Source organism: Microcoleus sp. K4-B3, from assembly GCF_036704615.1.
In the GTDB taxonomy this organism is placed as follows: Bacteria; Cyanobacteriota; Cyanobacteriia; order Cyanobacteriales; family Microcoleaceae; genus Microcoleus.
This window is the reverse complement of sequence record NZ_JAUBSF010000003.1, coordinates 116453-139496: the sequence shown is the minus strand read 5'-3', so window position 1 is coordinate 139496 and position 23044 is coordinate 116453. Positions and strand designations below refer to the sequence as shown.

General features: G+C 45.2%; 19 protein-coding genes. 13 read left to right on the top strand and 6 right to left on the bottom strand.

The window, feature by feature from the left end; all coding sequences use genetic code 11:
* Positions 1–62 precede the first annotated feature (62 nt).
* Complete coding sequence (gene dusB, locus QUA78_RS03065; protein ID WP_333375974.1) at positions 63–1076, bottom strand: tRNA dihydrouridine synthase DusB; 1014 nt, start codon at positions 1074–1076, stop codon at positions 63–65.
* 463 nt (positions 1077–1539) lie between these two features.
* On the opposite strand from dusB, the gene QUA78_RS03060 reads away from it, so the two are divergent.
* The 3 genes from QUA78_RS03060 to QUA78_RS03050 all read left to right on the top strand — a co-directional run bounded on the left by QUA78_RS03060 (position 1540) and on the right by QUA78_RS03050 (position 5398).
* The gene (locus tag QUA78_RS03060) at positions 1540–3132 is read left to right on the top strand and encodes a glucose-6-phosphate isomerase (protein ID WP_333398576.1); all 1593 of its coding nucleotides are present in this window, start codon (positions 1540–1542) and stop codon (positions 3130–3132) included.
* A gap of 72 nt (positions 3133–3204) precedes the next feature.
* Positions 3205–3939 carry a response regulator transcription factor gene (locus QUA78_RS03055; RefSeq protein ID WP_333302002.1) on the top strand — a complete coding sequence of 245 codons (735 nt, stop codon included), beginning with the start codon at positions 3205–3207 and terminating at the stop codon, positions 3937–3939.
* 409 nt (positions 3940–4348) lie between these two features.
* Positions 4349–5398, top strand: coding sequence for a hypothetical protein (locus QUA78_RS03050; RefSeq protein WP_333398574.1), 1050 nt, complete (start codon positions 4349–4351; stop codon positions 5396–5398).
* Here the strand turns inward: QUA78_RS03050 and QUA78_RS03045 are convergent.
* The 4 genes from QUA78_RS03045 to murC all read right to left on the bottom strand — a co-directional run bounded on the left by QUA78_RS03045 (position 5395) and on the right by murC (position 9173).
* Entirely contained in the window at positions 5395–5898 is a 504-nt protein-coding gene (locus QUA78_RS03045) for a low molecular weight protein-tyrosine-phosphatase (RefSeq protein ID WP_333302000.1), read from the bottom strand. The two genes, QUA78_RS03050 and QUA78_RS03045, sit on opposite strands and share 4 nt — an antisense overlap.
* Positions 5899–6091: 193 nt before the next feature.
* A complete protein-coding gene (locus QUA78_RS03040; RefSeq protein WP_006634273.1) occupies positions 6092–6442 on the bottom strand; it encodes a YbaB/EbfC family nucleoid-associated protein in 351 nt (116 codons plus the stop codon).
* 62 nt (positions 6443–6504) lie between these two features.
* Positions 6505–7461, bottom strand: coding sequence for a UDP-N-acetylmuramate dehydrogenase (gene murB / locus QUA78_RS03035; RefSeq protein ID WP_333301999.1), 957 nt, complete (start codon positions 7459–7461; stop codon positions 6505–6507).
* Between the two features lie 155 nt (positions 7462–7616).
* Positions 7617–9173 carry a UDP-N-acetylmuramate--L-alanine ligase gene (gene murC, locus QUA78_RS03030; RefSeq protein WP_333301998.1) on the bottom strand — a complete coding sequence of 519 codons (1557 nt, stop codon included), beginning with the start codon at positions 9171–9173 and terminating at the stop codon, positions 7617–7619.
* 974 nt (positions 9174–10147) lie between these two features.
* Between murC and nadD the strand changes: the two genes are divergently transcribed.
* The 10 genes from nadD (at position 10148) to QUA78_RS02980 (ending at position 19790) form a co-directional block, all read left to right on the top strand.
* On the top strand, positions 10148–10858 hold the full coding sequence (nadD, locus tag QUA78_RS03025; RefSeq protein ID WP_333301997.1) for a nicotinate (nicotinamide) nucleotide adenylyltransferase: 711 nt from the start codon (positions 10148–10150) through the stop codon (positions 10856–10858).
* 190 nt (positions 10859–11048) lie between these two features.
* Entirely contained in the window at positions 11049–12068 is a 1020-nt protein-coding gene (locus QUA78_RS03020; protein WP_172185783.1) for a type I glyceraldehyde-3-phosphate dehydrogenase, read from the top strand.
* 421 nt (positions 12069–12489) lie between these two features.
* Positions 12490–13449 carry a GDP-mannose 4,6-dehydratase gene (locus QUA78_RS03015; protein WP_333301996.1) on the top strand — a complete coding sequence of 320 codons (960 nt, stop codon included), beginning with the start codon at positions 12490–12492 and terminating at the stop codon, positions 13447–13449.
* 90 nt (positions 13450–13539) lie between these two features.
* Complete coding sequence (rfbF, locus tag QUA78_RS03010; protein WP_333301995.1) at positions 13540–14316, top strand: glucose-1-phosphate cytidylyltransferase; 777 nt, start codon at positions 13540–13542, stop codon at positions 14314–14316.
* Positions 14313–15311 carry a GDP-mannose 4,6-dehydratase gene (locus QUA78_RS03005; protein WP_333301994.1) on the top strand — a complete coding sequence of 333 codons (999 nt, stop codon included), beginning with the start codon at positions 14313–14315 and terminating at the stop codon, positions 15309–15311. The genes rfbF and QUA78_RS03005 overlap by 4 nt, the downstream gene beginning before the upstream one ends.
* A 67-nt stretch (positions 15312–15378) precedes the next feature.
* Positions 15379–16611 (top strand): class I SAM-dependent methyltransferase, encoded by a 1233-nt coding sequence (locus QUA78_RS03000; protein ID WP_333301993.1) that lies wholly within the window; start codon positions 15379–15381, stop codon positions 16609–16611.
* A complete protein-coding gene (gene rfbC / locus QUA78_RS02995; RefSeq protein ID WP_333301992.1) occupies positions 16608–17141 on the top strand; it encodes a dTDP-4-dehydrorhamnose 3,5-epimerase in 534 nt (177 codons plus the stop codon). Before QUA78_RS03000 ends, rfbC begins: the two co-directional genes overlap by 4 nt.
* Positions 17138–18058 (top strand): NAD(P)-dependent oxidoreductase, encoded by a 921-nt coding sequence (locus QUA78_RS02990; protein WP_333301991.1) that lies wholly within the window; start codon positions 17138–17140, stop codon positions 18056–18058. Before rfbC ends, QUA78_RS02990 begins: the two co-directional genes overlap by 4 nt.
* A 30-nt stretch (positions 18059–18088) precedes the next feature.
* Complete coding sequence (locus QUA78_RS02985) at positions 18089–18844, top strand: TylF/MycF/NovP-related O-methyltransferase (protein WP_333301990.1); 756 nt, start codon at positions 18089–18091, stop codon at positions 18842–18844.
* A gap of 181 nt (positions 18845–19025) precedes the next feature.
* Complete coding sequence (locus tag QUA78_RS02980; RefSeq protein ID WP_333301989.1) at positions 19026–19790, top strand: CmcI family methyltransferase; 765 nt, start codon at positions 19026–19028, stop codon at positions 19788–19790.
* Between the two features lie 43 nt (positions 19791–19833).
* On the opposite strand, the gene QUA78_RS02975 is transcribed toward QUA78_RS02980, so the two are convergent.
* The gene (locus QUA78_RS02975; RefSeq protein ID WP_333398573.1) at positions 19834–22923 is read right to left on the bottom strand and encodes a tetratricopeptide repeat protein; all 3090 of its coding nucleotides are present in this window, start codon (positions 22921–22923) and stop codon (positions 19834–19836) included.
* Between the last annotated feature and the right edge of the window lie 121 nt (positions 22924–23044).

Below are 23044 nucleotides of genomic sequence, written 5' to 3'. Positions count from 1 at the left end.
TTTCCCCACACAAATTTTTAACTGTGTATTAAATTTTAGCCCTAAGAGGCGGGCTATTTGTGTCAACTTGCGGGTAATTGCTCGATCGCGCGATCGATCGAATCGCAACCTTGTTCCACCGTTTCTACCACAGCCAACACGCCCCGCAATTCCCCAGCACCGGGGAAACCCTTAGCATACCAGGTTAAGTGCTTGCGCGCTTGGCAAACACCGCTTTCACCTTTATATTCCCACAAAGCCCGCAAATGTTCTTTAGCACATTCGAGGCGTTCAATTGGTGTCGGAGCTATCTTTTCCACACCAGTTTTCAAGAAATAATCAACTTCTCCCACCAAAAAAGGATAGCCCAAAGTTCCCCGCGAACACATCACTCCATCAGCGCCGGTTTCTTCCAGACATCGCATCGCTGCTTCCACTGAAAAAATATCCCCGTTAGCAATAACTGGAATCGATAAAACTTCTTTAACTCGGCGAATCCACTCCCATTTTGCCGGGCCGGTGTAACCTTGCGATCGAGTGCGGCCGTGCACGGTAATCATTTTTGCTCCCGCATCTTCCATCCGCTTCGCAAATTCCAAAATATTAATTTCTTTGTCCGTCCAACCGATCCTAGTTTTAACCGTGACAGGAACATCTACTGCTTCCACAACAGCCCGCACAATTGCCTCTGCCGTTTCCGGGTCTCGCAGCAGAGAAGAACCGCCGCCGTTTTTAGTAATTTTGTTAACCGGACAGCCCATATTAATATCAACAGTATCCGCTCCTTCTGCCACAGCTTTCTGCGCCGCTTCTGCCAAGAAATCCGGCCGGCAGTCAAACAATTGAATGCTAATCGGGCGCTCGTTCGGGTCAACTTCCATAATTCTCGGCAGTTGCTTCACGTAGTGCAAACCCGTAGCGTTCACCATTTCCGTGTACATCATCGAATCCGGCGCGTAGCGGCGCACCAGGCGGCGAAATACCAAATCGGTAACGCCGGATAAGGGCGATTGGAGGACGCGGCTTTTAACTTCAAAATCGCCGATTTTGAGCGGAGTTGCTAACCTTTCTTTTAATTCTGGAGATAGAGCAAGCATAGTCGATCGCACTTTTATTCTAATATCTGTATATTATACTACACTTCAGATAGTTGACCGTTGTTAACTATCTTTTTAGCCGATTATTGAGTGACACCTAAAAGTATATTTAACCTGACCCCAATGCCTATTTTACACATCCCGATCGCCCTAATTTGAATATTGTGAAACCAGGGGTCAAAGCCCAACCCCGACTACACTTAAATCTCTGTGTCGCTTCGATCTATCTATGGGGTGTTGCCATTAATGGGCGATCTACCTACAAAGAGTGTTGTGCAACTCATATTTTTTTTGTTTAATTGTGCCGAATGCTGTGGCTGCCTTCGGCTCCGGCTGCCTTCAGACGACTAATGCTTAAATTTATTGGGATTGTGCAAAAGCCGTACATCAGATCGTTTTAAACTACAATTGGTGGATTCCTGACGACGCCGATCGAACATTAAAAAAATTGTAGAGAATTCCTATGGACGCCGCAGCACTCTGGCAACGCTATCAAGACTGGCTTTACTATCACGAGGGATTGGGACTTTACCTCGATATCAGCCGCATGGGATTCGACGACGCTTTCGCAGCAGCACTGAAGCCCAAATTTGACAAAGCTTTCAAAGACATGGCAGCTTTGGAAGCAGGTGCGATCGCCAATCCCGACGAAAACCGCATGGTGGGCCACTACTGGCTGCGAAACCCCGATTTAGCTCCCACTCCAGAATTAAAACAAGAAATAATCGAAGGTATATCACAAGTCGAAGCATTTGTCAAGAAAGTTCAAAACCGCGATATTAAACCGCCCTTTGCTCCGCAATTTACCGACATAATTTCGATCGGCATCGGCGGTTCGGCCCTAGGCCCCCAATTTGTCGCCGAAGCTTTATCCCCAGACATTCCGCCCCTAGCAATACATTTTATCGACAACACAGATCCCGCCGGGATCGATCGCATCCTGAACAAAATCAAAGACAAACTCGCCAGCACCCTAGTAATTACTATCTCCAAATCCGGCGGCACCCCCGAACCCCGCAACGGGATGATCGAAGTTCAAAAAGCCTTCGCCGCCGAAAAACTCGATTTTCCCAAACAAGCAATTGCCATCACCGGAGTTGACAGCCAACTAGACAAATTAGCCAAATCCGAAGGCTGGATTACCACTTTTCCAATGGCAGATTGGGTGGGAGGACGCACTTCCGAATTGTCAGCAGTCGGACTTTTGCCAGCAGCTTTGCAAGGCATCGACATTCGGGCGATGCTCGACGGCGCTAAAGTCATGGACGAAGCTACCAGAACCACCGAAATCAAACATAATCCCGCCGCCTTGTTAGCAATGTCCTGGTATTTTGCTTGCAACGGACGTGGCGAAAAAGATATGGTAGTTTTGCCGTATAAAGATTCACTGCTATTGTTCAGCCGCTACTTGCAGCAATTAGTCATGGAATCGATCGGCAAACAGGAAGATTTAGACGGCAACACAGTTCATCAAGGAATCGCAGTTTACGGCAACAAAGGCAGCACCGACCAACACGCCTACGTCCAGCAACTGCGAGACGGCGTGCCGAATTTCTTCCTAACATTTATCGAAGTGTTGGAAGACAGGCAAGGCATTTCCCCTGAAGTCGAAACCGGCGTCACTTCCGGAGATTATTTGTCTGGTTTGTTGCAGGGAACTAGACAAGCCTTGTACGAAAATCACCGAGATTCCATTACGGTCACAATTCCCCAAGTCAACCCTCGGACAGTAGGAGCATTAATCGCCCTCTACGAAAGAGCCGTAGGTTTTTACGGCTCCTTGGTAAATGTCAATGCCTATCACCAACCGGGCGTCGAAGCAGGCAAAAAAGCGGCCGCTGCTGTATTGGACTTGCAGCAACGGGTACTGCAAGTGCTCAAAGACGCCCAAAAACCTCTGTCTGTCGCAGAAATAGCCAAAAAAGCAGGAAAGCCAGAGCAAATCGAGACAATTTACAAAACTCTGCGGCATTTGGCAGCCAACGGGCGCGGCGTAGCTTTGGAGGGAACATTAGCGCAACCTGCTACTTTAACAGCAAGTTATAAACAGAATTAAACAGTAGAATTAAAAATTAAAAGTGAAATTAGTCACTTTTAATTTTTAAGGTTTAATTTTTAAATTCCCCTCATGCCCTTGACGATTCTGGTTGCTGACGACGATTTCGCGACTCGCTTGTCGATTACCGATTATCTGGAAATTACCGGATACTCTGTAATCGCTGCTGAGAACGGCAAAGAAGCTTTAGGCTTGGTAGATGAATTTCAGCCCCACTTGATTGTTACCGACATTACAATGCCCGAGATGGATGGCTACGAATTCGTGCGGCGAGTTCGGACTCGTCCCGCTTTCCGCTTGCTGCCGGTGATTTTTTTGACGGAACGCACGAGCACGCAGGAACGGATTCGCGGCTATCAGATGGGGTGCGACAATTATCTGGCTAAGCCTTTTGAACTCCAAGAATTGGGGGCGGTAATTCGGTCTTTGCTCGATCGCTACGCTCTAATCGCTCAGGCCCCCTCTCGTTCCCCGGAACCCGAACCGACGCCAACAGAGGCGCGCAACAGAGCCAATGGCAAGCCAGAAGCGGATTTTTTAACTCAAAAGTCAAACACAGGCGATTCCCTACGGGATAGCTCCGCTTCACGGGCATCTCCCAGCCAAAATGCTCCGACTTTGACTCAGCGAGAGCGACAAGTGCTAGATTTGCTGACAGAAGGTCTTTCTAATATTCAAATAGGCTCCCGACTCAACCTCAGCCCTCGAACTGTCGAAAAGCACGTCAGCAGCTTGTTCAGAAAAACTGACAGTAACAACCGAGCAGAACTCGTTCGCTTTGCGATGGAACACCATTTAGTCAGATAACCGCCAACGCTCGCTCGCCCAATAAAATCACCTGCAATTGTCACACAAACATGAATAACAGCATGATTAACAATTACTTAAAAAATCCGAAAATTCTATATGGTACCGCATTAGCAGCTTCCATAATTTTCTGTATAGCCACGACATCAATGGGAATTACCAAATTTTACAGCGTTTTACAGGGTGGAGAAAACTATAACGATTTCCCTACCAACGGTTTCAGTCTCATCCGACTTCTAATTAACGGTTCCTACTTGATAGCAACAGTTACATATATTGTTTGGATAAAAAAAAACATACAAGTTCCAGCTTTCTAGAAATTTGCAAGTATGCAATCCCCTTTCTGGCACTTGCGCTCATAGCTTATCCCCAAAGCAGTGACATTTATTTGTACTTGCATTACGGAGCGATGAGCTTACATAACATCAATCCTTATCTTAATAGTTCCGATACCTTCGTTTCTAACTTATCTCCCTTCCTCCACTGGTTGCAAACTTCTACCTACGGCCCAGTTTCTCTATTCTTTTTTTCGGTGTCAGCATTGGCTGTACCCATTAGCCCTTTAATAGCAGTTTATATTTTTAAAATCATCTGCGTCTTGGTACACGCGCTCAATGCTTATTTAATTTGGCGGTTGCTAACAAGTTATGAAAACCGTAACCTCATAACAATGGCCTATTTAGTCAATCCCATGCTATTGAACGAGCAAATAACTAACGCTCACCTTGACGTTTTAGTTGCTAATACATTGATTGTTTTAATAGGATGTATTTATTATCAGCGTTATGTTTTTGCAATTTTAGCAATTTGGGTGGGTTTTCTAGTAAAAACCTTACCTATAATTTGGTTGCCTTTAGTTTTTGCTTTCCTGTGCAAGGAGCGTCGGTGGAAAGATTTACTAGCATCAGTATTGCTTTCTTTATTAATTGTCGCCGTGATAACTTATACGTTTCTGCCAACAGTTTCAGCTTGGAGAAGTCTGTTAAATCCCGCAACCGCCGGGGCGACAGCTCGATCGTTTCACCATGCTCTCAATTTATTTCTGAATTTTCTGCCCAATGTAAGTGTTGAAACCACGGAAATTATTCTATCATTCTTCAAATATTTTGCATATTTAAGTTGGATAGTTTATTATGCAGTGACGTTGATTAAATCATTCTTCCGCAAAAATGACTCGGAAATTAATTTGGTATCAGATATTGGATGGACGACTCTCACTTTGTTTTTGTTTGCTACACCTTGGTTAATGCCTTGGTATCCATCTATTTTGCTGCCAATTGCTGCTTTGAGTATCAATTCTCCCAAATTTGTATTAACAAGTTTAACTTTTTCTTTGTCACCCAGTATCATCTTGGGAGGGGGAGCTGGAACAACTCTGATCTCCCTAGTTACGAGTTTTGTTAGCGTTGTCCCCCCTACAGCATTGCTAATATTCGGGCGAAAAAAAGCCCTTTTTTAAATTGATTGCTGGCGGCCAAGTCTTAATTTTTCTTGACCGATCGCGTACTCCAACAAACCCTCGGAAGCATCGTGCAGCAAATCAATTACTCGATCGAATCCCTCCGGCCCTCCGTAGTAAGGATCGGGCACTTCTTTAAGGTCATATTTGCGGCAAAAGTCGCACATCAACCGCACTTTTTTTTTATATTTTCCAGCATTATCAAGAGCAAGAATATTCCGATAATTTTCCCGATCCATCGCCAGAATTAAATCAAAATTTTCAAAATCTTTCCTTTGAAATTGGCGGGCTTCGCCTAACAATTCAATGTCTCGCTTTTTCGCCGCCAATGCCATCCGCCTGTCAGGGGGACTGCCTATGTGATAGCCACCAGTTCCGGCAGAATCGCAGGTGATACGATCGCTCAAACCAGCTTGTTCAATTAAATGATTCATAATATTTTCTGCTGAGGGCGATCGGCAGATATTTCCGAGACAGACAAATAATAATTTATAAGACATTAAATTAGTAATTGATAATTATTAATTAGTAATTGGTAATTGGAAGGAAGAGGAAAGAAAATTTTTCCTTCCAAGTACCAATGTTTCCTGCTTCATACCAATCAACCAGTCATTAGCTATCAAGCCGTTATTAAACATCCATCACCAGTGACTAATGACTAATGACTGATGACTAATGACTGATGACTAATGACTAACCGAAACCGGGGAGATTCAGTCCGCCGGTAAGTTCTTCCATTTTCTCCCGCATCGTCATCGTAGACTTAGCGTAAGCATCCTGCATCGCCACCGTGACGAGTTCAGAAACCACATCAGCACCTTCACCGAGGGCATCCGGCGAGATTTCCACGCGGCGGGGTTCTTGGTTGCCGCTGAGAAAAACCTTGACCAAGCCGCCGCCGGCAGTTCCCTCAATTTCCATTACATCCAACTCTTCTTGGAGCTTTTTAGCTCCTTCTTGAACCTGCTGAGCTTTTTTGAAAGCTTCAGTCAGTTCTTTCATTTTTCCCAGGCCGAAGCCAAATCCTTGTCCTGATTTTGTCATAACTACTTTGTGATGGTGTGTGGGCTGGCAGTCTGCCGTTTCCGTATTACTTCAATGATGCCTTAGAAGGGAAACTCTCCCAGTATTCTAACTTCTGGCTCCAACAACAGCGACCACCGCTGCTCGACTTGCTGTTGAACGTGGCGGATCACTTGAAAAATATCATTGGCCGTTGCCGACCCGCAGTTAAGAATAAAATTAGCATGGCGCTGAGCTACTTGTGCGCCGCCGATCTGATATCCCTTCAGTCCCGCTTGTTCGATGAACCAACCTGCCGTCTTGGGGCCGGGGTTGCGGAAGACTGAGCCACAGCTCGGTAAGTGGTAAGGTTGAGTTGTCCGCCGCTGGCTGAAATGGTCATTAGTTTCTGCCATTACTTGCGATCGGTCGAATCCCGGCTGCAACTGGAAAGTCGCTTCTGTTACTAGCCGATCGCCCCCTTGCAGCACCGAAGTCCGGTAGCGGTACTCCAACTCTTGGGGAGTCAGAATTTCCACCTTGCCGCCAGGGGATAGGACGCGAGCGCTGACCAGAATATCAGCAGTACAGCCTCTGTGAGCACCTGCATTCATCACCACAGCCCCTCCCACGGTGCCCGGTATGCCGACTGCCCATTCTAGACCTTTCCAGCCCCGTTTAGCCGCCAACCAAGCGAGGCGGGGAATTGACTCCCCCGCCCCGGCTGTAACTTGACCTGTTTCTGGATTAAAATTCACCTGTTTCAGGTAGCGAGTGCCGACGACCAAACCGGACAAACCCCGATCGCTCACCAACAAATTAGAACCAGCACCCAGCAGAGTCACCGGCACCCCTTCATCGTGTGCCCAGGCAAAACTCGCTTGCAAAGCCTCCATACTGCGGGGAGCAATGTACCACTCGGCAGGGCCGCCGACTCGGAACGAAGTCAGGCCGGCCAGCGAAACTTGGGAGTTAATCTTGCAATCAGTTCCCCGCAAAGAAATAGGAGAATACACTCGTCGATTGTCCTTAACAGAGGAGTCATTCGAGATAGTCACCATCTTGAAAATCCTTAAAAATACCTGCGCTCGAAGACGTGGTTGAAAATTCATTTACCTAACTTATGCCGCCTCTTTGAGCGGCCCGCCAGATAGCAGTGTCGGTACAACCTGCACCGCCCTGGCTGTCGATCGACTCTTCTGGGTGGGCGATTGAGCTAATCCGGGCGATCGGCTTGTTGATAAAAAGCCATAACCTCTGGAATAATCTGATTCAGATTGCCAGCACCCAAAAACAGAGCCAAATCCCCCGGTTGGAGATTTTCGGTTAAAAACTTACTTACCGACTCCAGGGAAGGCCGAAACTCAACCTCTCGGCCTTCTTTAGCAATCAAATCAGCAACTTGCTGCCCGCTAATCTCTCCTAAATTCGTTTCCCCAGCACTATAAATATCGCAAGCCACAACCAAATCAGCATCCCCAAAAGATTGAGCAAATTCTGGCAAAAATGTCAGAGTCCGGCTGTAACGGTGGGGTTGAAAAATCGCAACCACTCTTCGGGATTTGGGATTCTTTTCGCTACCTTCGATACGCAAGCGAGCCGCCGCCAAGGTGACACGAATTTCGCTGGGGTGGTGGGCGTAGTCGTCCACAAACAGGATGTCATTGTGAAAACCCCGCACCTCAAAACGGCGGCGAGCTCCTTCAAACCCGGCAATCGCTGTGGCAATCGCCGAAAACTCCAACCCCAATAATCGACCCACTGCTACCGCAGCTAGTGCATTGCTGAGATTGTGTGTGCCTAGCAACTTCAACTCCATTTCCCCTAGGAAAGCTCCTCGCTCCCAAATGTGGGCCTTGGTGCTTTCGGCTCCGTACTCCACGCCCGAAGCCGTGTAGTCAGCACCGCTGTCCGGCTGCAAGCTATAACTGACATGAGGCTGAAGGCAGTCTTTGACGATTTGGTCGTCAATGCAGCCCACCAAGGTTTGACAGTTTTGGGCAAACACCTTAAATGTGTCTATTACCTGGTCGAGAGTATCGTAATGGTCTGGATGATCCAGTTCCACATTCGTCACTATGCCAATTTTGGCTACCAGCTTGACGAGAGAACCGTCGGATTCATCAGCCTCGGCAACTAAGTAGGGGCCTTCCCCCAAACGGGCATTGCCTTCCCAAGCATTTACCTCGCCTCCTACCACGATCGTCGGGTCTAGACCCGCCGCCATCAGCATGAAGCCGATTAAGCTGCTAGTAGTAGTTTTGCCGTGAGTCCCCGCTACGGCTATGCTTTGGTAATCTTGAATTAACGCTGCCAACACATCCGATCGATGAAAAATCGGACAGCCCAAATCTAAAGCAGCTCGATATTCGGCATTTGCCGGGTGAATTGCCGTCGAACATACTACTTGAGGTAATCCCGGAATTGCTTGAGCGCTTGAACCGTTGCCGTTCAATTGGAGAGCTTCGGCTGTCGCGACAGAAGTCCCTACCGTACCAGCGACTGCCGAGGATACGGCCCTTTCCTGGGGCCCGCGGTCGGGACTGCTACCGTTAAGGGCCGTTTGAAATAATTCAAAATTGCTGGCGTCTTGACGCCAAAAAATATGAGCTCCCATTCCTTGCAAGCGCTCGGTTATGTGACTCGATTTAATGTCGGAGCCGTACACAGGCAACTTGCGTTTAGCTAGAATGTAGGCAAGGGCTGACATCCCAATCCCACCAATGCCGATAAAATGAAATGGTCTACCGCTGAAATCAACAGAACTCGGCATCTTTGCTCCTCACACACCACACCACGCCAATAACACGCGATATCATATCAAGAATTGTTTTTTCAGGATACAGTTCGCTAGAGATTTTGTACAAAATTCTCTGCGCGTCCCTAGATTTGCGGGACTTGTAGAGATATTTGTCTTGTATCCTATATGACTTAGTACCGAGTAGTTTTCCGGAACAGTCACAGCTCGAAAATTGCAGATAACAGAAAACGGGGTCTGGGGTCTGGATCAATAGACTAATTTTGGGTAGTTGCATACTCCTGCATTCTTTCTATTTCTATCCGCCTGCTGTGCTGGGATACGGCAGCAAGAGCCCCGCAACTTTTTTACCAAGATTGAGGGAAAACCCATAAGGATTTACAAACACTACCACGTATGACAAAATTTCGCTCATTTTATAGTCATAAATCTAATTTTACGGTCATTTTCTCCTGAAAGTCAGAGATTGACACGATCGCAGCTATAGTATATATTTTTACTTGATTGTATGTATACAAGTTATGCAGTTACTCGAAATAGTCGAAAAGCCATTAATCAAACCAATGATTGGGTTTGATCGAGAAGCCGATGGAGGCTCTTGGCAGTCCTTAAAATTTTTACCAATCCGCTAAGTATATCTACTGTCAAAACTTTTTCGCCCGCCAACAAACTAATGCTCGGGCGGTCGATAACCCACTCTAAACAACTTGGGATATTAATATTGGTAAGGTTAATCATCCAGTCCTAGACGCACTCCGACGCTCGGAAACCGGTGTTTTAACTCTGATTGAAGGTTTGAACGAAGTAAGGGGGTTAACAAAATCGGTTTTAGCGTCCAGGACGAGTCCAGGACGATCGCCAAAACTCCGGTCCTCCAGGGGTTGGTCTCCGATGTGAAGCGAGGGTTTTGTAATAAACGAGCTTATGTTTAAAAGCGTACAAACATAAAATTTGCGCGATGTCTGTATTAATCCTGATTTTTGGGAAATATGGGGAAAATAGCGATTTTGGGGGGGACTTTTGACCCGGTTCACTGGGGCCACGTGTTGGTTGCCGAGACGGCTGCAAGTCAATTTGGTCTCGATCGAGTCATTTGGGTACCCGATCGCTCTCCTCCTCACAAGTGGCGCCCGGATTTGGCAAGTTTTGAGCGACGGCGGGAAATGCTCGCTCTCGCGATCGGCGATCGCCCAGACTTCCTACTTTCGCCGCCGGAGGCAAATCCCTCCGAGAGTTCTTTTGCGATTGACACCCTGCTGTATTTGCAAAAATTGTATCCAGGCGATCGCTGGTACTGGATTATTGGTAGCGACGCACTCCTTACTCTCCCCAAATGGTATCGGTGCGGCGAAATTGGCGGGTTGTGCGACTGGTTAGTGGCCCCGCGTCCGAGTCAGAGAGATGGGGAAACAGGAGAAAGCGGGAAGATTGGGGGAGTGCCCGAGTGGGAAGATTGTCCGAGAAAACCCCTCGATTCCGGGGGGGACAGGATGCTGGTTCAGACAAATGCTGTTGGCCGGCGAGTTGCCGAACAAATGGCTCTTTTGGACGTGGAAATTCGCTGGGAGGTGCTGTCCATGCCTGCGATCGAGATTTCGTCGAGCCAAATCCGCCGTTGCTGCGCCGAAAGTCGCGACCTCCGCTACTTAGTCCCGGAGGTTGTCCGGGCTTATATTGTGGCTCATCAGCTTTACCAGTAACCAGTGGCCGAATGCCGAATGCCTTCTGGCTTGCAATTTCTGCCTTCTAAAAAAGTTCCAGCTTTTTTGATAAACACAAAAAGTTAGAAAGGATCGACCTTTGCGATATGATCTTGTCTCATAAGTCAATTCTTAAATTTTTCCAAAATTTAAGCCTGAGCAAGGGGCTGCCATCGTTAGGAGGTACAAGGTGATTAGAGTCGCGATCAATGGTTTTGGACGTATCGGCCGCAGTTTTGCACGCTGCTGGTTGGGCAGAAAAGATAGCCAGCTCGAACTGGTAGCTATTAATGACACTTCCGATCCGAAAACTAATGCCCACTTGCTGAGATACGATTCCATGATGGGAACGTTGAAGGATGTGGACATCAGTACGGATGAAAATTCGATTATTCTCAACGGCAAGACAGTTAAATGCGTGAGCGATCGCAATCCGCTCAACCTGCCTTGGAAAGATTGGGGTATTGATCTGATTATTGAAGCAACCGGCGTCTTCGTTGACCAGGCTGGTGCATCGAAGCATATCACGGCCGGTGCTAAAAAGGTGCTGATTACAGCTCCCGGTAAGGGGCCTGAGGTCGGTACTTACGTGATGGGAGTCAACCACCACAACTACAAGCACAGTGATTACACTGTCATCAGCAATGCTAGCTGTACCACTAACTGTCTAGCTCCCGTGCTGAAAGTGCTTCACGAAAATTTTGGGATCGTCAAAGGCATGATGACCACTACCCACAGCTATACTGGGGACCAGCGCTTGCTGGATGCCAGCCACCGAGATTTGCGGCGGGCCCGGGCTGCTGCCATGAATATTGTGCCGACTTCTACCGGAGCGGCCCAAGCTGTGGCTTTGGTGATTCCAGAATTAAAGGGTAAGTTAAATGGCATCGCTATGCGCGTCCCGACTCCTAATGTGTCGGTAGTTGATTTTGTGGCTCAGGTAGAGAAAAAGACTTTTACCGAGCAGGTAAATCAAGTTTTCAAAGAAGCAGCCGAAGGCCCCATGAAAGGGATTTTGGAGTACAACGATTTGCCTCTTGTTTCTTGCGATTATCGCGGAAACGATGCTTCTTCGATCCTAGATGCCAGCTTGACGCTAGTTATGGATGGCGACATGGTGAAGCTGTTGTCTTGGTACGACAATGAGTGGGGCTACAGTCAGCGGGTGGTTGACTTGGCTGAATTGGTCGCCCAAAGGTGGGAAGCCTAGTACCCGAAGGCAGAAGGGATTAGTCATTCGGCAGAAGGTAAAAATGCTGATATTTTGTACTTTTGAGTCGATTTCTAGCTGACTGGTTATTTCTGTTTTCGAGCGGTAGAGACTTTTGGCAGTTGATAGTTGGCGAGTAGAAGATGAAATATCGTAGGGACACGGCAGTGCCGTGTCCTGCGGCCGATATCCGTATGCTGCTACTCCCAGCTATCGATCGAACTTTTTGCAATAATACTTCGATCGGGCTTTCGGGCCTGCTTGATGATAAATTTGTTGTTTGTAGTAAGCGCTTAAACTTGCTCTGGTAAGTCCTCGGAAAATCCCAAATATTAAAAATAATAAAAATTCCGACTATAAAAGTTAAACAACTGGAAAAATAGCAACAGCTTACGGTAGAGTTCTGAAAGCAAAATGTGGTATGAAAAAAGCGTTAATTAGCGGTATATCAGGTCAGGACGGAGCTTATTTAGCTAAACTGTTGCTCGATCGAGGTTATGAAGTTTGCGGCACCTCCAGGGATGCCCAAATGTCTAGTTTTGGAAACCTGGCCCGTTTGGGCATCCGAGACAGAGTGAAATTAGAATCCATGTCTCTCAACGATTTTCGCAGCGTCTTGCAAGTGCTTGCCAAAATAGAGCCAGATGAGGTGTACAATCTAGCAGGTCAAAGTTCCGTCGGTCTATCTTTTGAACAACCCGTAGAAACCCTCGAAAGCATTGCCACAGGCACATTGAATCTGTTAGAAGCAATTCGGTTTACAGGCGGAAAAATCAAACTTTACAACGCCAGTTCCAGCGAATGTTTTGGGGATACCCGAGGCAATCCAGCCGATGAAAATACGCCTTTTCGCCCCAGAAGTCCTTACGCGGTAGCGAAAGCAACGGCATTTTGGGAAGTAGCGAATTATCGGGAAGCGTACAATTTGTTTGCGTGTTCGGGTATTTTGTTCAATCACGAGTCGCCGCTGCGGCCGGAGAGGTTCGTCACCCAAAAGATTGTATCTGTTGTGTGCCGAATTGCTGCAGGCAGTTCCGAAAAACTGCATTTGGGAAATATTGCAGTGCAGCGGGACTGGGGTTGGGCGCCGGAATATGTGGAGGCGATGTATTTGATGTTGCAGCAGGAAGAACCTGATGATTATCTAATTGCAACGGGTGTAAGTTATCCTTTGGAGCAGTTTGTGCACACAGCGTTTGTTGCTGCGGGTTTGGATTGGCAGGAACATTTAGTAACCGATGCGAGTCTCTACAGACCGACGGAGATTGCAGTTGGGAGGGGAAATCCGGGTAAGGCAAAAGAAAAATTGGGCTGGGAGGCAAAATATAAAATGCCCGATGTGGTGCGGATGATGGTAGAAGCGAGGATGGGTAAGGTTTGAAGAGTTTTTCAGAAAAGATAGCTCTTTGTTTGGAATAAATACCTGTTCAGAACTATCAGCGGTTGTGTACCATTTCCCAAAGGTAAAAAAATGCAAGTAGTTATATTAGCCGGCGGTTTGGGGACTCGTCTCCGAGAAGAAACAGAATTTCGTCCCAAGCCCTTAGTTGATGTGGGCGGGCGTCCGATTCTCTGGCACATTATGAAGACCTATGCCCACTACGGATTCCTGGACTTTATTGTGTGTTTGGGCTATCGTGGCAACATGATTAAGGAGTATTTCCTCAATTATGAAGCGATGAATAATGATTTTACTATTTGCTTGGGCCGCCAAAATCAGATTACCTATCACGAAGAACACCGCGAGCAAGATTTTAAGGTGACACTGGCGGAAACAGGGCCAGACACCATGACTGGGGGACGGGTGAAACGTGTGGAGAAATACATTACTGAGGATACCTTTATGGTGACCTACGGTGATGGAGTTGCTGACATCGATATTGGGGCGCTGCTGGATTTTCATAAGTCTCACGGTAAGCTAGCAACTGTTAGTACAGTGCGTCCGATATCTCGATATGGCATTTTAGATGTAGACAAGCAAGGCAAAGTTCTGGAATTCACCGAAAAACCTCAGATAGATGGCTGGGCTAGTGCGGGATTTTTGGTACTTCACCGCAGCATATTTGAGGATTTGAGCGGGGATGATTGTTTTTTGGAACGAGAGCCACTAGAGCGGTTAGCGAGTCAGGGACAATTGATGGCGTACCGCCACGAAGGTTTCTTTTTTGCGATGGATACTTACCGCGAGTATAAATATTTGAACGAACTTTGGGATAATGGAGAGGCTCCTTGGAGGGTGTGGGAATGAGTGAATTTTGGCGCGATCGATCTGTATTGGTGACAGGTTGCACAGGCCTTTTGGGTAACTGGTTAGTGGCTGAGTTGCTGGAAAGAGGAGCTTTGGTAACGGGATTAGTCCGTGACTTGGTACCCCAATCCCGACTTTATGCTGGAGAGTGGTATCGGCAAATTAATACCGTTCGCGGTTGTGTCGAAGATTTGCCAACCGTAGAACGAGCGATTAATGAGTATGAAGTCGATACGGTGTTTCACTTAGCAGCTCAGACAATTGTGGGAGTAGCAAATAGAGAGCCGTTGGCAACTTTTGAAACGAATATTAAAGGCACTTGGAATATTCTAGAAGCTTGTCGCCGCGTTGGAGGTGTGAGTCGAATTGTCATAGCATCCAGCGATAAAGCCTATGGAGACCAGCTTGTGTTGCCTTATAGCGAAACAACTCCGCTTCAAGGGGAGCACCCTTACGATGTTTCTAAAAGCTGTGCTGATTTAATCAGTCGGGCTTACTACGTCAGTTACGGTTTACCAGTGTGCATTACTCGCTGTGGGAACTTTTACGGCGGTGGAGACTTGAACTTTAATCGGATAGTTCCATCTACAATTCGATCGGCATTACGAGACAAACCGGTAGTGATCCGCAGTGATGGCACTTTTATTCGGGACTATTTCTATGCGAAAGATGGGGTTTTAGCTTATCTCCATTTGGCCGAACAAATGGACAGGAAAGAAATTTTGGGAGAGGCCTTTAATTTCAGCAACGAATTGCAAATTTCAGTGCGGGGCATGGTAGATCAGGTTTTGCAATTGATGGACAAGACTCATTTAGAGCCTGTCGTATTGAATCGGGCCAAGAATGAAATCAAACATCAGTATCTCTCGGCAGATAAGGCGCGAAAAATGCTCGGTTGGGAGTCTAAGTATCCTCTAGAAGAAGGGTTGAAAGAAACAATTGAATGGTATAAAAACTTTTTGAAAGAGGAAAACACCTGTGTTATCAGCGTGTGATTGAGTATTTCTGTGACTCGGGTTTTACTTTTATTTCTCTTATTTGATAGTCAAGGGGTCTAATTCTGTGCAATCAAAATGTCGTTTTTGCAGTCACCCATTGGAGCATACTTTTGTCAATCTGGGGATGTCGCCGCTGGCGAATGCTTTTCTCTCCCAAGAGCATCTGAATTGTGCAGAAAAATTTTATCCGCTTCATACTTATGTCTGTGCTAATTGTTTTTTAGTGCAGTTAGAAGAGTTTGAATCCCCGGATAGCATCTTCAGCGACTATGCTTATTTTTCTTCCTATTCAGACTCTTGGCTGCGTCATGCTCAGAAATACACAGAGTTAATGGTGCAGAGGTTTGGATTTGACGAAACCAGTCAGGTAATTGAACTCGCTAGCAATGATGGCTATTTACTCCAGTATTTTCAGCAGAAAGGAATTCCTGTATTGGGGATTGAACCGGCGGCAAATGTAGCTAAGGTAGCTGAGGAAAAAGGGATTCCCACTTTAGTCAAGTTTTTTGGCGTGGAAACGGCTAAAGAGTTGGTTTCACAAAGCAAACAGGCAGATTTGTTGCTGGGCAATAATGTGTTGGCTCATGTGCCAGACTTGAATGATTTTGTGGCGGGGATGAAAATTATCCTGAAACCCAATGGCATATTGACAATGGAGTTTCCTCATGTATTGCAATTAATTAAAGACAATCTGTTTGACACGATTTACCACGAGCATTTCTCTTATTTTTCGCTGTTGACGGTTGAGAAAGTTTTTGCAAGTCACGGTTTAACTTTGTTTGATGTGGAGGAATTGCCGACGCACGGGGGTTCTCTGCGGATTTACGCGAGGCATGAGGGTTTTGATAGTATAGCAGTTGGCGATCGCATTTCCCAACTGAAAGCTAAGGAAGTGCAAGCAGGACTAAATCAGATTGAAATCTATGTAGGATTTTGCGAACAAGTTAAGTCTACGAAGCGCCAAATGCTCAGTTTCCTAATTGATGCCAAAAACCAGGGCAAATCAATTGCGGGCTACGGTGCGCCGGCGAAGGCTAATACGCTGCTGAACTATTGCGGTATCCGCACGGATTTGATTGATTATACGGTGGATTTAAGCCCGCACAAGCAGGGTTTGTTTTTGCCGGGAACTCAGATTCCGATATATCATCCAGATAAAATTCGGGAGACTAAACCGGATTATTTGGCTATCTTGCCTTGGAACATCAAGGATGAGATAGTAAGTCAGATGGATTATATCCGCGAGTGGGGAGGTAAGTTTGTGGTGCTGGTTCCTCAAGTGGAGGTAATAGGGTGAAATTTACTGAAACAAAGCTTAAGGGAGCTTATGTTATTGAGGTAGAGCCCCTAGCAGATGAGAGGGGATTTTTTGCCCGCAGTTGGTGTCAAAAGGAGTTTGCAGAACATGGCTTGAATCCTAACCTAGTGCAGTGCAATATTTCTTTTAACCTCAAGAAAGGTACTTTGCGGGGGATGCACTACCAGGCTCAACCTCACGAGGAAGCGAAGTTGGTTAGATGTATCCAAGGGGGAATTTATGATGTAATTATAGATTTGCGCCCCGATTCTCCTACTTTTAAAGAGTGGTTTGCAGTAGAGCTAAACTCGGAAAATCGCCAGATGATATATATTCCTGAAGGTATGGCTCACGGCTGTCAAACTTTGGCAGACAATACGGAAGTCTTTTACCAGATGTCGGAGTTTTATTACTCGGAATTAGCAAGGGGAGTACGGTGGGATGACCCTATTTTTAGTATTGATTGGCCGGAGATATCTCAGCGCGTAATTTCGGAAAAAGATCGAAGTTTCCCGGATTTTGTGCTATGAAAAAAGTGCTGGTTACGGGGGCAGGGGGTTTTGTTGGCAGACACTCGCTCAAGACGCTGGTGGAACGCGGCTTCGAGGTTCATGCTGTCGCTTCTAAGACTTTGCCGACTTTAAGTTCTGACTGTACGTGGCATCTGGCTAATTTGTTAGATCATACATCCATTAAAGAGCTAGTTTGTCAAGTAAAGCCAACACATTTGTTGCACTTTGCCTGGTGTTATACTGTACCCGGTCAATATTGGAAATCTGAAGATAACTTTTTGTGGGTGCAGGCAAGTTTGGAATTATTGAGGCAATTTCGAGAGCAAGGTGGCAAGAGATTAGTGATGGGTGGGACTTGCGCGGAGTATGATTGGAAGTATGGTTATTGCTCGGAATTTGTAACACCGCTCAATCCAGATACTCCCTACGGTATTTGTAAAAAAGCTTTGGAGGAGATGGTGAATTGCTATTCGGAGACGACAAGTCTCAGCAGTGCTTGGGGACGTATTTTCTTTCCCTACGGTGCTTACGAGTACCCAAATCGGCTGGTTTCTTCAGTGATTCTTTCTCTCTTAAAGGGAGAGCCTGCTCGCTGCTCTCACGGTAATCAAATCCGGGATTTTCTGTATGTACAGGATGTAGCTGATGCTTTTGTGGCTCTTTTGGAGAGTGAGGTGACGGGTGCTGTTAATATTGGATCGGGACAGCCGCTCGCGATTAAAGATGTTGTTTATCAAATAGCAGATATAATCGGGCGATCGGATTTAGTGCAGTTAGGTGCTATTCCGTCTGCCGAGAAAGAAACACCTCTGTTAGTGGCTGATGTGACTCGTTTATCTAATGAGGTGGGTTACTTGTCGCAGTTTGACTTCGAGACCAGATTGATGGAAACTGTGGATTGGTGGAAAAAAACACTATTTCCATCTGTGTATTGAATTAATTTAATTTAATGGAGGTTTTCTTTAATGTCATCAAACAAGTATGGGTATAATGAAGGTGGCTTAACAACAGTTACTAATTGTGATTTCCTTTCCGATCCGCTTTTTTATGATTCTTATGAGCTGGGTATTAGTACACTCACTAGAGTTGGTGGAAAACGAAATCCCAATTTTTTTGCATATGATAGATACCGTGTTTATGTTATTTGTTGGGCGGCAAGTCAAGCCAAGAAATTGCTGGGCGATTTTGTAGAATGTGGTGTTAATACAGGCTTTTTATCTAGGGCGGCTATGAATTACATAGGTTTTGAAAATTTACCCCAGAAAAAATTTTATTTACTAGACACATTTTGTGGTATTCCTACCGAACAAATTTCTGAGAACGAGAAAACTTTTGGGATCAGCGATAATAACAGCATCTACGCTCAAGACATTTACCCAGAAGTTAAAGAGATATTTAAAAATTTTGAGCGATGTATTATTATCCAAGGAAAAGTTCCAGATACGTTAAATCAACTGGATTCTGAGGCTATCTGTTATTTGTCAATTGACATGAATTGTGCGGAGCCTGAGAGGGCAGCAATGGAATACTTATGGGATAAACTTGTGCCTGGTGCCATCGTTATTTTTGACGATTATGGATTTCCCGGATATATCAACTCAAAACTGACCCATGATGACTTTGCTGAATCAAAAGGAACATCAATACTGACTCTACCTACTGGTCAAGGGCTGTTAATCAAGCCCGTCACATTAACTAAAGTTAAGTATTTCGTGTCATAAACTTCTTCACAAGGAAAATAGCCTAGTTTATAGGTTGGGTTGAGGAAGGTAACTCAACCTGTAGGAAAATTTTGCTAAAGTCTGGTTCAACAATTCGGGAAGTTTCCATAATTTGACTCAGATACTGGATTAAAACAGATTATAATCTGGTGGAACCAACAATTAAACTTGAGGAATTAGTATGAAATTAACAATTGATACAGAGAACCAAAACTTAGTTCAAGAAGTGGAGGGAAAACAAAAAGTTATGCGCCTTTACTCCAAGGAAGCTTTTGAACTCATTTCTCACTACTGGCTGAAATTAGGATGGAATCAAAAATACACCTATACATTTAGCTGGATGGGAAGACCAATAATTCAGCTTCCGGAAGACATGATTCGGATTCAGGAAGTTATCTATCAGGTAAAACCCGATGTAATTATTGAAACCGGGGTGGCTCACGGTGGCTCGCTTATTTATTATGCTAGCCTTTTTAAAGCAATGGGTAAGGGTAGGGTTGTAGGAGTTGACATTGAAATTCGCCCCCACAATCGCAAGGCTATAGAGGAACACGAACTGTCATCGTTCATTACTTTAGTGGAAGGCAGTTCTACAGATACTAGTATTGTAAATAAGGTGAAAAAACTGGTAAGTCCAGGGGAGACTGTCTTGGTGAGTCTTGACTCGTGTCACACAAAACAGCACGTTGCTGACGAGTTAGAGGCTTATTGTAGTTTTGTGACACCAGGCTCCTATATAATTGCCACCGATGGGATTATGAAGGATTTGGATGATGTGCCACGGGGGAATCCTGAGTGGCACTGGGATCATCCTACTGCTGCGGCGGCTGAGTTTGCCGATCGGCATCATGAGTTTGTGTTGGAGCAACCTCAATGGCCGTTTAGTGAGAGTGACTTGACGGAGAATGTGACTCACTGGCCGGGGGCTTGGTTACGGAGACTTTGAGGAAAGTGCGGGTAAACAGGGATGGAAATTATTGTGATTGTTATTATCTGTCCCTCTTCAAATTTTCTATTATTTTAATAACTTCACTGTAAATTCCTTTCCAATCGCAATCATAATCGAAGTTTGGGTAATCAACAACAAATTCTTTTGGAATTAATACTTGCGGTACGATGTTTTCTCTTACTTGTGATGTCGTTACTTGATACCCGTGTCTATCTAATACAACAGTGTGTCCGTGTACCACACCAGGCTTGTTAGCTATCCACGAGGTGTACATAATTCCCGCCCCAATTGTGATGATACTTAAATCTATCGCTTGATTCCAAACAACTGTTTCGTAAGTTGTGGAACCGATCGCAGTGTATGTATTAATAGCAGAAGGAATCTGGGCAATTATTTCTGCCATCATCGCTTTCTCCTTTTGAATAATAGACCAACTCGAACTGTGCGAATCTTCGGCTCCCGTAACAGACCAGCCATCAAACAAAACTCCCAAATTAGGAAAATCCGAATACAAGCTTTCGATGATATTTGCTATTCCTTCTACCTGACCGCGCCATATTCTACTATTGAGACGAATTTGGAAGCTCAGAAGAGGAAAGTGCTTTTTAGCTTGTTCTACTTGCGCTAAAAAATCTCTAGAGCATTTTTTAACAGCTACTTCACATACTTTGTTTGCTAGTTCCTCTTCAATCAACAAACCATTGGCCCTGAAAGCAACGTAATTATTATCCAATACAGTTTTAAAAACATCCCAAACATCTTCAACTTCAATGAACTTCTCAGCAGCAATTTCTGGGAAAACTTCCCGACAACTGAAGTAGTTCCCAGGCCCAATCAGGATTTTATCAATTTTATGCTGGATTTCAGGCTTTATGAGAACATGAAGACCTACTAAGTCTTGCCACAAATAATGTCCTATATTGAAGCCTAAACCTATAACATCAACTACTTGTTTAGCCTCTGTTGATATATATTGTAGAACTTGCTGCCAACAGCTCACCATATAACTCTTGAACTTATTGATACTTTCTGCAGGGCGTGCCAAACCGACTAACGCGGGATTGAGATTAATAATTAGCTCTAATCTTGGTACATAAATTAACATTTTTTCACCCAGCGGGCAGCCTGTCATCAAATAAAATATTTCCCTTCCTACAAAGCGATAAAGAAAACCTTGCAAATCGTGGTGTCCCACTTCTAGATGATTGATAACGAATGATTGATTAGACCTAATAATCTTGCCACTGAAAGGACAAACTGCATAAACGTAACCAGTTTCTACGAGAACTTGCTGATACGGCAAAGTTAGTCTTATTGGCTGATGCAGATGTTTTGGATGATCGGCAAAACTCTTGATGTAAATTTCTTCCACTAGAAAGTTGTCTTGTGCTATTAGTTGCACAGTCCCTAGCGACAGCCCGATTTTTTCCAAATATTTTTTATCATCAGAATTTTCTAATGTATGTGTAATGATTTTGTATCGGCTTGTTAGCCTGAAATATTCCTCGGCTGCTTTTGGCTTGATTTCTGCGTGGCAATCAATATTAGTTTCATTGAGTGGGTTGAGTTGATTCAATTCATTCCATATCTGATCGCAGAGATTACCCTCATTATCGGCTGGAATCTGTGGTGTTTCTTGAAGGCAAACTATAGCCTCGTCTATCAGACCTTGTTGTGCCATGAGTATCGATAAGTTATGATGATAAGTCACAGCACTATTAATTGATGTCTTGAGGGCTTCAGAGGAGCAAGCAAGTACCTCATCTAGTAGTCCCTGTTTTAACAAACTTATTACTAACTCAGAGTAAATATTCGTTTTTTCAGGAATAATTTCTATAGTTTTTCGATAGCAAGAAAGGGCTTCTTCTAGCCTATTGTTTTTAGCAAAAAACATCCCAACCTTTACAGCTTTTTGGTAAGCTGCGATCGCCTCAGTAGATTTGCCTTGTCTTGTTAGCGCTTCACCTAAGTAGTAGTAAAGTATATATGACTCTGGATTCAGGGAGATAGCTCGCTGATAGCAAGCAATTTCCTCTGCTAAGTATTCATGGCTAATTTCTAACTCGCGCCAGTGACAAGCTATCTCGTGTTCGATATACGGATACTTAGTTAAAACGTACCCAAACTCCTGTGAACTTCGGAATGAACTGAGGATAAGCTGGCGGGAAATCGCACCATCCTGAAGATGTTTGGAATATGTTTCTTTCTCATTCGCCTGGGGTTCGCGCTTCAAATAGGCGCGGTAAACTTCTTGCATAAAATCTGACTCGTTGAGGGAGTCAGCCGCTTGTAAAAAAGCTTCATCGTTGATTTGAGGCATATCCATTTCACACGCATCTTTTTGGCGTTTTTTGAGAAGGATTTTTCCCGTGTCTGGATGGGAGCGTAAAAGTTCTAAATTGATCAGCGTCCAACGATATAAAGTTTGTCCTAACTGTTGATAAGACTCATAAGAATTTGGATTTAGTTCACAAGCAAGACGATAGCAGTCAATCGCCTTTTCCCACATCTCAAGTTTTACTAATGTCTTTCCGAGCTGCCAGTAAACTTCAAAGCTATCGGGTTGAAGTTCCAATAATTTATAGTAAGATTCCGTATGATCTGGATTTAGCTCAATGGCTCTAAAGTACGATGCGATCGCCCCCTGCAAATCCAATTTAGTTCGCTGTTGCAGAACCTCCCCCAACTTATTGTGAATCCAGTCCGCATCTGGGTTCAGATTGCTCGCTTGCCGGTAAGTCGCGATCGCTTCATCTAGCTGACCCAGTTTAGCTAAGCTCTCGCCTAACCCGCAGTAAGAACCAAAATGTTGCGGATTGAGTTCAATGGCTTTACGGAAAGTGGCTGCGGCCTCCTCTGGTTGCAGTTGCTGAGCTAGAGCATCTCCTAAATGGTGGTAAGACCAAGAGAAATCTGGGTTGAGTTCTATAGCGCGACGATAAGCTGCGATCGCGTCCTCCAGCTTGCCTTGCTGAGTCAGGGCTTCCCCTAAGTGGTGGTAAGGCCAAGAAATGTCAGGATTTAACTCAATCGCATGGCGGTAAGCTTTGATCGCTTCATCTAAATTGCCTGACTCTAGAAAATGATCCCCTTCGTGGATATGGGTTACAGCCGTTTTTTCCGCATTCATTTTGAATAACTGCCACTTGTGATAAACTTGCAACGTAGTTGATTGTAACTGAAGTATGCGAGCAAAACAAGAACTCACTGGACTGACCTGACCCTACTCAAACACAGTAAAATACTGAATT